The 11358-nt window shown below is 66.3% G+C and carries 13 protein-coding genes; 8 read left to right on the top strand and 5 right to left on the bottom strand.

Annotated elements, in window-relative coordinates:
• A partial coding sequence (locus tag Q1J95_RS10580; protein WP_300267479.1) for a RecQ family ATP-dependent DNA helicase occupies positions 1 to 1017 on the bottom strand: 1017 nt, incomplete at its 3' end.
• A gap of 101 nt (positions 1018 to 1118) precedes the next feature.
• Here Q1J95_RS10580 and Q1J95_RS10585 point away from each other — a divergent pair.
• The 8 genes from Q1J95_RS10585 to Q1J95_RS10620 all read left to right on the top strand — a co-directional run bounded on the left by Q1J95_RS10585 (position 1119) and on the right by Q1J95_RS10620 (position 8868).
• Complete coding sequence (locus Q1J95_RS10585; RefSeq protein WP_300267480.1) at positions 1119 to 1448, top strand: GNAT family N-acetyltransferase; 330 nt, start codon at positions 1119 to 1121, stop codon at positions 1446 to 1448.
• Positions 1445 to 2374: a pirin family protein gene (locus Q1J95_RS10590; protein WP_300267481.1), complete on the top strand. Its 930-nt coding sequence runs from the start codon at positions 1445 to 1447 to the stop codon at positions 2372 to 2374. The genes Q1J95_RS10585 and Q1J95_RS10590 overlap by 4 nt, the downstream gene beginning before the upstream one ends.
• A 59-nt stretch (positions 2375 to 2433) precedes the next feature.
• Entirely contained in the window at positions 2434 to 4017 is a 1584-nt protein-coding gene (locus Q1J95_RS10595) for an HNH endonuclease signature motif containing protein (protein ID WP_300267482.1), read from the top strand.
• A gap of 64 nt (positions 4018 to 4081) precedes the next feature.
• Positions 4082 to 4624 carry an ECF transporter S component gene (locus tag Q1J95_RS10600; protein WP_300267483.1) on the top strand — a complete coding sequence of 181 codons (543 nt, stop codon included), beginning with the start codon at positions 4082 to 4084 and terminating at the stop codon, positions 4622 to 4624.
• A gap of 118 nt (positions 4625 to 4742) precedes the next feature.
• Complete coding sequence (locus tag Q1J95_RS10605; protein WP_300267484.1) at positions 4743 to 6548, top strand: ATP-binding cassette domain-containing protein; 1806 nt, start codon at positions 4743 to 4745, stop codon at positions 6546 to 6548.
• A complete protein-coding gene (locus Q1J95_RS10610) occupies positions 6545 to 7390 on the top strand; it encodes an energy-coupling factor transporter transmembrane protein EcfT (RefSeq protein WP_300267485.1) in 846 nt (281 codons plus the stop codon). Before Q1J95_RS10605 ends, Q1J95_RS10610 begins: the two co-directional genes overlap by 4 nt.
• A gap of 51 nt (positions 7391 to 7441) precedes the next feature.
• Entirely contained in the window at positions 7442 to 8317 is an 876-nt protein-coding gene (locus Q1J95_RS10615) for a siderophore-interacting protein (protein WP_300267486.1), read from the top strand.
• Entirely contained in the window at positions 8314 to 8868 is a 555-nt protein-coding gene (locus Q1J95_RS10620) for an ECF transporter S component (protein ID WP_300267487.1), read from the top strand. The genes Q1J95_RS10615 and Q1J95_RS10620 overlap by 4 nt, the downstream gene beginning before the upstream one ends.
• Positions 8869 to 8872: 4 nt before the next feature.
• On the opposite strand, the gene Q1J95_RS10625 is transcribed toward Q1J95_RS10620, so the two are convergent.
• From Q1J95_RS10625 to Q1J95_RS10640, 4 genes are all read right to left on the bottom strand, one after another.
• A complete protein-coding gene (locus tag Q1J95_RS10625; RefSeq protein WP_300267488.1) occupies positions 8873 to 9244 on the bottom strand; it encodes a type II toxin-antitoxin system PemK/MazF family toxin in 372 nt (123 codons plus the stop codon).
• On the bottom strand, positions 9241 to 9462 hold the full coding sequence (locus tag Q1J95_RS10630; protein WP_300267489.1) for a ribbon-helix-helix domain-containing protein: 222 nt from the start codon (positions 9460 to 9462) through the stop codon (positions 9241 to 9243). Before Q1J95_RS10630 ends, Q1J95_RS10625 begins: the two co-directional genes overlap by 4 nt.
• Before the next feature lie 65 nt (positions 9463 to 9527).
• The gene (locus Q1J95_RS10635; RefSeq protein ID WP_300267490.1) at positions 9528 to 10691 is read right to left on the bottom strand and encodes an acyl-CoA dehydrogenase family protein; all 1164 of its coding nucleotides are present in this window, start codon (positions 10689 to 10691) and stop codon (positions 9528 to 9530) included.
• Positions 10692 to 10832: 141 nt separating this feature from the next.
• The coding region (locus Q1J95_RS10640) for a M15 family metallopeptidase (RefSeq protein WP_300267491.1) at positions 10833 to 11358 on the bottom strand (526 nt) is incomplete at its 5' end.

Here is an 11358-nt window from a genome sequence, read left to right on the forward strand (position 1 = left end):
CGCGTGATACGGCAGCGCATCGAAGCCCTGCGTCGAAAGATACGCCGCCGTCTGCTCCACCGATTTCCGGCTCAGAGCATAGACGATGCCAGCTGGTGGCGCAGGGTCCGCCGACGCTTCGACAGGCTCAGCGATCGGCTGCAGCGACCGGATGAAACTCACCAGCTGCTTGCGCGGGTCGACCTTCGGCACGATGCGGTACTGGATGTTCGGCCGATCGAAACTCGCCACAAAATGCTCAGCGCCGTCAAGGCGCAGACGCTCCGTGAGCTCTTTATGCGTGGCGCGGGTCGCGGTGGCGGTCAGCGCCATGCGCGGCACCCCGGGGAAACGCTCGCCCAGATCACCCAGTGCGAGATAGTCGGGGCGGAAGTCGTGCCCCCACTGCGACACACAGTGCGCCTCATCGATCGCGATGACACTCAGCACCCCGCCCTGCAGCAGACGCGTGGTCGCCGGCGACGACAGACGCTCGGGAGCGACATAGATGAGATCGAGTTCGCCGGCACGATAGGCGCGCTCGACCTCGGCGCGTTCAGCCGGAGCCTGTGTCGAGTTCAGATACGCCGCATTCACACCGTTGGCGCGCAACGCATCGACCTGATCGTGCATGAGCGCGATCAGCGGACTGATCACGAGCCCCGTGCCCTCGCGCACAAGCGCGGGCACCTGGTAGGTGATGCTCTTTCCCCCACCGGTCGGCATCAGCACGACAGCATCCCCGCCATCGATCACCTGCTCGACGATCGCGGCCTGATCACCGCGGAACTCGTCATACCCGAAGACCGTGTGAAGCGCATCGCGCGCACTCGCGTAACGCGACGGCGTCGCCTTGCGAACAGCGGATGCCGCGGCATCCGCCCCCGCCTGGACAGTCGACCCGCCACCCCAGTCCAGCCCAGGCTCGAAGCCCGCGCCCTGCGGCTCCCAATCCATCTCTTCGGGCGGCGGGGCATCGTCCCAGGGCTCGTCCGGGTACGGGACATCCGCGTAGGGATCGACGGGATGCTGGGCCATTCCTCCAGCGTAACGACCCGCGCCGACACGAACGCCGTTTTCCACAGCGTCTCACCTGCGGACACTGCCCTAGGGTGAAGGAACGAAGCGAAGGAGCAGCCATGACAGATGCCCCCACCGTCACGCGTAACGACGAAGCCGCACGGTACGAGATCCACGTCGGCGAAACACTTGCCGGATTCGCCGAGATCAGGCTTCGAGACGGCGAAGTGCAGTTCACGCACACCGAGGTCGATCCCGCTTTCCAGGGCAAGGGGCTCGCCTCGATTCTGGCTGGCGAGGCGTTGGCGGATGCCGCGGCATCCGGCGCCACGATCGTGCCGTACTGCGCCTATATCGCCAGCTTCCTGAAGCGCAACGAGGTCGCGGGCGCGAACGTCCGCTGGCCACAGCTCCCCGACGACCCCACTGACGCGACCCGACAATCATGATCGGCGAGCGCACCTTCTCACTGGAACCGCGCGAGGTTCCCCTGGGCGGGGTGCGCGGAATGAGCGTGCTGCGCACCCTGCCCAACCGCGATCTGCCGACGGTCGGTGCCTGGTGCTTCCTCGACCGCTTCGGCCCTGACGAGGTGCGCATGCGCGTCGAACCGCATCCGCATATCGGGTTGCAGACAGTGACCTGGCCCCTGATCGGCGAGCAACGCCACCGCGACTCACGCGGATACGACGTCACCCTCAAACGCGGACAGCTGAACCTGATGACGGCCGGCAACGGCATCTCGCACTCGGAATACTCACTCGGCGAGGACGCCCTACCGCTCGACGCGTTGCAGTTCTGGGTGGTCCTGCCCGAATCAGCGCGTCACGGGCAGGGCGGGTTCGAACAGCACACGTCACTGCCGACCACCACGCTGACTGCCGACGAGGGGCCGGATGCCACGGCCACCGTCGTGCTCGGCGAATTCGCCGGCGTGCGCTCTCCGGCGACCGTCTACACGCCCATCGTCGGCACCGAGATCACACTGGCTGCCGGCAGCCGGGTGACACTGCCGCTGGATGCGGCCTGGGAGCACGCGATCGTGTTGGTATCGGGTGGCCTGACGGTGCTCGATCAGCCCCTCGCACACAACGAGATGCTCTACCTCGGCGATTCTCGCGAGGCCGTCACGATCGGGAGCGACGAGGGCGCGCTGTTGTTCGTGCTCGGCGGTGAGCCCTTCGAGGAAGACCTCATCATGTGGTGGAATTTCGCGGCGCGCACGCACGACGAGATCGCGCAAGCGCGTGCCGATTGGGAGACGCCGGATGCCTCGGCAGAACGATTCGGCCACGTAGTGACGCACGGCTCTGAGCGCATCCCCGCGCCCGAGATGCCGCACGTGGTGCTGAAACCTCGACGTCGTCGTATTTAGGTTCATGTTCGGCTAACTTTCTTCTTGCTACTTTCGAAGCTATGTTCTATCGTAGAGGTATGACATCGATCGACATCGCACCGCTGGATTACGCGAGCACTCTCGCGCTCCAGGGCGAGATCCTCGATGACTGCGTCGATCTGGGGCGGCAGATTTCTGCCCTCGAGGCGAAACGCGCAGAAAGACTCGCCCTGCGTCTCGATTTGCTGGCGAAAGAGCGTTCGCTCGACCCAGGGTCCGACGAGATGGCCTTTCGATCGATGTGCGCTGAGTATGCCGCCGCCGCGCACGTCTCTCCGGGAACGGCGGGGTCTCACATCGCTGGCGCGTGGGCACTCGTGCGCCTGTTCCCTGCGACGTTCGCCGCGCTGTCGACCGGCACAATCAGCAAACGTCACGCCGACGTCATCGTCGACGCCGCACCCAACGTCACCGGGCATTCTGACGCCGACCAGCTACGAGAAGAGTACGAGCAGCAACTGGTGCCCTTCGCCGAACGCGACACTGCCGCGCGCACACGCACGCATGCACGCGGCGTGGCGGCCGCCGTGTTCCCTGAGGGCATGGCCGAGCAGCACCGCCGCGGCCGCTCAGAGCGCAGCGTCACGATCAAGCCTGATGGTGATGGAATGGCCGTCCTCACGGCGATCCTTCCCGAGCTTCTCGCACACGCGATCCACGACCGCCTCACGGCCATGGCCGGCGATGTCGTCAAAGCGCGCCCCGAGGGGCAGCGTCGCCCACGGCAGTCTGTTCTTGACACGTTCAAGGCTGAGCGCGAGGCGGCCGTTCGCACCGAGGCTCCTTCCGAGCCCGCCGCCCCGACTGACCTCGAAGAGGCGTTCCATAACTCGCTGCTTGAGCCCGCTCCGTGGGAGACGCGCGCTCCCGGCGAGCCGCACTCGTCTGAGCTGGCGCCAGAACGAACCATCGATGATGCCGATACCGACGTCACGGGCCCCAACACCGAGAGCGACCTCTTCGACAGCGCTCTTGGCACGGACGAGCTCTTCCACGAGTCCACTCCCATGCACGACGGGTACGGCCTAATCGAACACGACACACGCACCACCGATCAACTGCGCGCCGACCTCCTCGCCGATCTGCTGCTGACCACATCGCCCACCAGCGTCACAAGCACCGCGCTCGAGTCTGTGAAAGCCACGGTTCAGGTCACCATCAGCAGCACATCCCTCACCGGTGACGATGATGCGATGGCTGAGCTCAACGGGCACGGGCCGATGACCTCCGATGCCGCGCGAATTCTCGCAGGTCACGCGGGAAGTTGGGATCGGGCATTTCTCGATCCGCGCGGCATGGTCACCGAGACCGACAACTATGTGCCGACAGCCAGCATGAAGCGCTACTTGCGAGCCCGCGATCAGCACTGCCGCTTCCCCGGTTGCCGCGCGCCCGTACATCGTTGTCAGATCGACCACAACCACGACCATGCACTGGGTGGGCCGACCGCCGTCAGCAACCTGGCGCTGTTCTGTGCCGGGCATCATGCGCTCAAGCATCCCGACGTCGACGAACGCGACCGATGGACGGCGAAACAGCTCGAGAACGGCGTGATCCTGTGGACCGGTCCCACCGGCCGTACCTACACGGACGAGCCGCCGCTTCACGTTATGTTCGCCTGAATTCGTGTGAGTGCGCCTGAAAATTCGCGTAAGTGCGCCTGAAGCAGGCGAGTAGGCTGAGATCGTGCCGAGATCCCGTGTGCTGTCGACCCGCATTCTGCTGGTCTGCGCCGCGGTTGGCGTCGCAACCGGGCTCGTCTCGGCCGGCTGGGCGGGGCTCCACCTGCTCGCCGCAACCGGTGCGATTCCGCTCTACGGGCTGGTGCTCGGCTTCCACGTTCTGCCCGGCGTCATAGCACAGCAGGTGCTCCGCGCCCCCTGGGTTGCGCTCATCACCCACGCGATCGCCGCACTGATCGGACTCGCCTTCGTCCCCGCCATGGCCGGACGCTATCTACTCGCCGCCGCCGTCTTCGGCGGCGTCCAAGAAGGCGTCTCCGCCCTCACCCGCTACCGGCATTGGGAACCCTGGCGCTTCCTCCTGTCATCCGCCGTCACCGGCATCGTCGTGGCCATCCCCCTCTGGTTCGCCTTCGACGTATCTGCGCTCCCCGCCTGGGGAGCTATCGGCTTCGGGCTGCTCTTCGTCCTCGGTCCCGTCGCCTGGACCGTCGTCGGACTCGCCGTCGGCGGCGCGCTACGCCGAGCGGGCGTCATCCGACCCTGAGCCAGCGGGCGTGCGGTTCAGGTTAGGCTCAGCTAACCTGAAAGCGTAACGATTCACCGGACTATGGTCCCCGCACACCCGAACGGCCACCGTGCCCCCTAATGCACCTCTCCTTCGCGTGCGTGAACTCTCGCTCACGCACGTCGGTGCGACGCACCCATCCCCGAGCGACGTCAGCTTCGACGTGCATCCGGGGGAGGTCATCCTCGTGCTCGGACCCAGCGGATCCGGTAAGTCGACCCTCTCACTCGCCCTGAACGGTCTCATCCCACAGTCGATCCCCGCCACCCTCACCGGAACCGTCGACGTCAACGGACGAAGCTCTGCCACCACCCCCGTCGCCCAGCTCAGCGCCGACGTGGCCATGGTCTTCCAAGACCCTGACGCCCAGCTCGTCACCGCGACCGTGCTCGACGAAGTCGCCTTCGCCCTCGAGAATCTGCTGCTTCCCGTCGCGGACGTGCTCACCCGTGCCGAACAGGCCCTGCGCCGCGTCGGACTCTGGGATCGTCGAACCTGGAACCCCGACCGACTCTCCGGCGGCGGACGTCAGCGCCTCGCCATCGCATGCGCCCTTGCCATGGGCTCACCGGTGATCGTGCTCGACGAACCCACCGCGAACCTCGACACGCAGGGCATCGACGACGTCTACGACGCCCTCAGCGACCTGATCGCGGCGGGCGACCGCGCCATCATCCTGGTCGAACACAACCTCGACGCAGCAATGCGCTTCGCGACCCGAGCCGTCGTCCTCGACCAGCAAGGCCGCCTCGCATACGACGGGCCCATCGCCGACGTCCTGCGCGGACACACCGACGAGCTCATCGCCATGGGCGTGTGGCTGCCCGCCGCAACACTTTCCGGCCGGATGCTGCGAGCCCACGGCATCCTGCCCGAAAACACACCCCTCCCGCTCACGCCGGAAGAGTTGGCCGCCGCCCTGTCAAACCCGGCGGTACAGATGTCTGCCGAAATCACACCTGCAGGGCGACACACCGAGGTTTCGACCGACATCCGTGATTCGAACCGACATGTGTACCAGGCCTCACCCGCGGATCCAGAAACGACCCCGGCAGACCCGGTCTCACCCGCACGTTCGGAACCGTCGCCGATCGTCCGCGCGCGCGGCCTCACCGTCAAACGTGGCAAACACGAAGTTCTGCACGGCATCGACCTCGACATCGAAGCCGGATCACTCACAGCCATCGTCGGAGCCAACGGCGCGGGCAAGACCACCCTCATCCAGGCTCTCGCCGGAGTCGTTCCGCCGCCGAAGCGCCAGGTCACGATCGACGACCTCGACCCGGCCGTTGCCTCGCCCGGCGACCTCGCCGCACGTATCGGCTTCGTGTTCCAGAACCCCGAGCATCAGTTCATCACCCACACCGTCTACGACGAGCTCGCCCACGGACTGACCCTTCGACAGGCCCAGGGCTCGGGCGAGAGCTCGAAGCACGGCTCGCACGCGAAGCTGACGGATGCCGAGATCCGGGAGCGCGTGAGCGAGATGCTCGAACGTTTCGGGCTGACGCACAAGGCCGACGTGCATCCGTTCCTGCTCTCGGGCGGCGAGAAGCGGCGACTCTCCGTCGGCACCGCGCTCATCACGCGCCCGCGCGTCCTCGCACTCGACGAACCGACATTCGGCCAAGACCGCGCCCGCGCGACCGAACTGCTCGGGCTCCTGCGCGACCTGCAGGCCGACGGAACCACGATCATCATCGTCACCCACGACCTGCAGCTCGTCGCCGACCACACGACGCACACCGTGATCCTCGCCGACGGCCGCCTCCACGCCGCCGGCCGCACGACCGAGATGTTCGCCAGTGAGGGCCTGTTCGAATCGGCGGGCCTGCGCCTCCCGCTGCTGCATCGCACGCTCACACCGCAACAGCGCAGCATCCTCGCAGAGGCGGCGCGATGACCACGATCACCTCCCCCACCAAGACCATCGACCCGTTCGCGCCGGGAGTGCCAGCATCCGCCTGGCGATATCTGAACCATCTGAACCCGCTGTCGAAGGTCGCCGCCGTCCTTCCCGCGATGGCGCTGCTCATCTTCGTGCGCGACCTGGTCACGCCACTGTGCTTCACCGTCCTGGCATACGCGCTCATCCTCACCGGCACGCGCATCACCGCGCGCACGGCCGGCCTGCTGTTTCTCGTCGTACCGCTCGGCGTCGCCGCGATCGGGTTCGGCTTCTCGCTGTGGGTGGACGCCGCACGCGTCGACGACACGGCCCCCTTCCTCCAGATCGGCGAGTGGACCCTGTTCACGGGAGCCCTCGAGACCGGCTTCGCCACAGCGTTCCGATTGGCCGCGATCCTCGCACTGGCACTGATCGGCGGGCTCACGACCACCGGCCCCGATCTCGTCAGGGCCAGCATCCAGCAGCTGCACGTTCCGTACCGGATCGGCTACACGGCGCTGGCCGCCTACCGATTCGTGCCACGCTTCGGCTACGAGCTGAGCGTGATCCGCGCAGCGCACCGAGTCCGCGGACACGGAGCTGGCCGCTTCGGCGGCGGCCGTGGCCCGTTCGCGCGCATCGCACGCGGCTGGGGGTACATCGTGCCCCTTCTCGCCGGAGCGATCCGTCACGCCGAACGCGTCGCCCTGGCGATGGACGCTCGGTCCTTCGGCGCCTACTCGACACGAACCGAACGCCACCTGGTGCCCTTCCGCACGCGCGACATCGTGTTCATCGCGGCATTCCTCGCGGCATCCGCTGTCATCCTCACGCTGACGTTCCCCTGGCAACCCTGACGCGCGAACCGCTCCAGTGAAACCGAACCCGACGGATCTGAAAGGCTAACGATGGCATTCAGTAAGATGGTCAAACCTGAGACGACCGAGCTGCTGCACCTCGAAGTGCTGCGTTCGCAGCGTCTCGCTCCGCACTGGATCCGCGTCACCCTCGGCGGCGGCGAGATCGCGAAGTTCCGGCCAATGGGGTACGACCAGTGGTTCCGCCTGTTCCTGCCGATCGGCGGTGAAGCCGGACTCGAACGCGTTCCCGCCAAAGCGCACAAACTGTTCGGATACCTGAAGTTCCTGCGCATCCCTGACGGCGAGCGCCCGGTGATGCGCAACTACACGGTGCGTGAGCACCGACCCGCGACGGCCGAGCGCGGCGCCGAACTCGACGTCGACTTCGTCCTGCACGGCTCGGTCGCCGAAGGCACGGCAGGCCCGGCGTCCCGCTGGGCCGAGACCTGCCAGCCCGGCGAGAACGTGCTCATCATCGACGAAGGACTCACCTTCAACCCCGAACGCGGCACCGATCGCGTCGTCCTGATCGGCGATGAGACGGCGCTGCCCGCGATCGCATCGATCTGTGCATCTCTGCCGTCGAGCGCGACCGGAACGGCGATGATCGAGGTTCCCAGCGAAGACGACGCGCTGGAGTTCGAGCATCCGACCGGCATCGACATCCGCTGGATCGTACGGCCGGCACACATACCGCCGGGAGCCCTGGCTCTCGACCAGCTCAGCAAGACCGCCTTGCCGGATGCTCCGTTCCACACCTACGCCGCCGGTGAGCAGTCGCTCGCGTCCGGCGTGCGCAAGCAGCTCGTCACCGAACGCGGTGTCGACAAGGGCACCGTCAGCTTCTGCGGCTACTGGAAGATCGGCGCCTCCTCACCCGCGTCGAAGGCCGCCCGCGAACAGGCCGCGGAGCCCCGCCAATGAACGCGCCCGCCTCGCCACGCTTCCGCGTCTCCACCACGCTGCTGCTGACCTGCGCAGCGCTCGGCGTCGCCGGAGGCATCCTGCTCGCACCCGCGAACTGGCTGTCGACCGTGCTGCTGACGCTGGGGATGCCCGCGCTGTCGATGGCGATCACGGGCCTGTGGATTCTGCCAGCGGTGATCGCGCTGCGGCTGCTGCGGCATCCGCTCGTCGGCCTGCTCGTCGGCATCATCGCCGGGCTCGTGATCGTGCCGTTCTCGGGATACGGCTTTATGAGCGTCGTCACGAACGCCTCGTGGGCGCTGTTCGCCGAACTGCCCTTCCTCGTCGTCCTGTGGAAACACTGGAAGACCTGGATGCACTACGCCGGCGCGATCGCGCTCGGCATCGTCTACCCGATCACGGCGTGGACGTTCTTCAACATGGGCTCACAGCCGCTGTGGTCGCAGGTGCTTTTCTTCGTCGTCACGATGGCCAGCTGCGGCGGAGCGACAGCCCTCGGCATCCTCATCGCCGACCGACTGCGCAAGGCCGGCGTGGGGCAGCGCTGAGCGCCTACAGCGCGAGATGCAGGCGCAGGGCCTCGTCGATCGCGCCCATGAGCTCGGCCGGCACCCAGCCGACCGGGCGCACGATCCTCGCCACGGCGATCGTGCGGACCTGCTCGGCCTGCGCCTTGGAGTCGCGTTCGAGGCCGATCCCCGATGACGGCAGAAGTACCTGGAACGGCCACACTCGATCCGTCTTCGACGTGAGCGGCACAACGGTGACCGTGCCGCCGACGTTGCGGATCGCCACCTCGTTCGCCGTGTTGTTGCTCACGATGACCGCCGGCCGCGTCTTTCGCGCCTCGGAGCCGACAGCCGGATCGAAGGACGCGAGAACGATCTGACCGCGGCGGAGCAGCGCGATCCCGCCGGCGCTCACGCGGATGCCAGGCCGTCGTCGAGGGCGGCATCCCACTCGTCGTCGTATCCTTCCGCGTACGCTTCGGCGTACGCGTCGGCGAGTCGGCTCTCGCGCAGCAGTCGAACAGCATCTTGGACTGCGGCCGACCGCGATGAGTAGCGGCCCTCCAGCGTCTGTGCGTCGAGGAACGCGAGGTCGCCGTCGGGCAAGCTCAGGCTGATCTTCGCTGCGCTCATATCACGATGATACTCCGGTAGCACCGTGAGTGCTACCGGAGTGAGGGTCCAGAGCCCGACGGCCCTCAGCGCTTTCCGGCAATCTGACGACCCACGAGGTCGCGCATGATCTCGTTCGTGCCGCCGTAGATGCGGTGCACGCGAGCGTCGGTGAACGCACGAGCGATCGGATACTCCATGATGTAGCCGTAGCCGCCGTGCAGCTGCACGCCCGTGTCGAGCACCTCCCACTCGCGCTCGGTCGCCCAGTACTTGACCTTCGCGGCATCCTCAGCGGTCAGCTTCTGGTCACGGTACGCGAGCATCGCGCGATCGATGTACGCCCACATCACCTCGGTCGTGGTGACCATGTCGGCAAGCTGGAAACGCGTGTTCTGGAAGTCAGCGATGCGCTCACCGAACGCCTCGCGATCCTTTGTGTAGGTGATCGTCCAGTCGGTCGCAGCCTGCGCCGCAGCGGCCGCCGCGACGCCGATCGACAGGCGTTCCAACGGCAGGTTCATCATCAGCTGGATGAAGCCCTGCCCTTCTTTGCCACTGATGAGGTTCTCGTCGGGAACGAACACGTCGGTGAAGCTGAGCTCGGCGGTGTCCCAACCGTGGAAGCCCATCTTGCTGAGCTTCTTGCCCTGGTCGAAACCCTCCATGCCCTTCTCGAGGATGAGCAGGCTGAAAGCATCCGGCCGGTTTCCCTCACCTGTCTTGACGAACGTGACGACGATGTCGGCCGTCGTGCCCGATGAGATGAACGTCTTCCCCCCGTTGACGATGTATCCGCCATCGACCTTCTTCGCGTTAGTCTTGATGCCCCGCAGATCGCTGCCCGCACCCGGGTCGGTCATGGCGAGTGCGCCCAGCACCTCTCCGGTGGCCATGCGCGGCAGCCACTTCTCTTTCTGCTCCTGCGTGCCCATGTGCACGAGATAAGGGACGGCCAGGTCGTCCTGAATGCCGAGCGCACCGGCGAGCGACCCGGCGCCGGCACCGATGACCTCTTCGTTCACGATCGCGCGGAAACGGTAGTCCTGCAGCATCCCGGCGCCGCCGAACTCGTCAGGAACCGACAGGCCGATGATGCCCGCCTCTCCTGCGGCACGCAGCGTTTCACGGTCGATCTCGCCCGCGGCCTCCCAGCGCTCGATGCTCTCGGTGCTCACGTGGCGCTTCACAAAGTCTTTGACGAGATCGCGGAATGCCTCGTGATCCTCTTCATAGATGTCGCGTTCCATGCCATCCTCCTGGGCGCTCAATACGTCATCGTTCTGGCGATCTTATGCCGGAAAGCGGATGCTGAGACACCTGATTGTGAGAATGCATCCCACAGTGCATGAGACTGCGTACCGCGTTTGTGGGATGCCACAGTACAGCGGTCAGTGCGCGTAGTCGGGCGCAGCGGAGAGGCCGAAGAACTCCTCCAGCGTCTGGAATCCGCCCGCGTGATACGCGGCGGCGAGCGACGGACCGATATAGCGAAGGTGCCACGGCTCGGGCATATAGCCCGTCGTGTCGCTCTCGCCCTCCTCATATCGGATGATGAAGCCGTACTCCCACGCATGCTGGGCGACCCAGTCGCTTTCGGCGGTGCCGCCGAACGCGCCGATCTCACCGCATCCGCCGCTGCAGGCGACGACGTCGACGGCCAGCCCCGTCTGATGCTCGCTGAATCCGGGACGCGCCGAGCTGCGGTCGGCCGAGGCCTGCCCCGACGCGCTGACGAAGCCGGAGTAGTTTCGCGCTTGCAGACGGTACGACCGATAGGCGTTATTCATTCCGAGCGACCCGGCGCCCGACTGTGACAGAGCATCAGCCATCTCACCAAGAGCGGATGCCGCATCCCCTCGGATCAGCCGAGAAGCCGTCGTCATCGGGATCGGCGCCTCGGTCATGCCGGCCGGC

Origin of the sequence: Microbacterium sp., from assembly GCF_029263575.1 — a bacterium.
Taxonomy (GTDB): domain Bacteria; phylum Actinomycetota; class Actinomycetes; order Actinomycetales; family Microbacteriaceae; genus Microbacterium.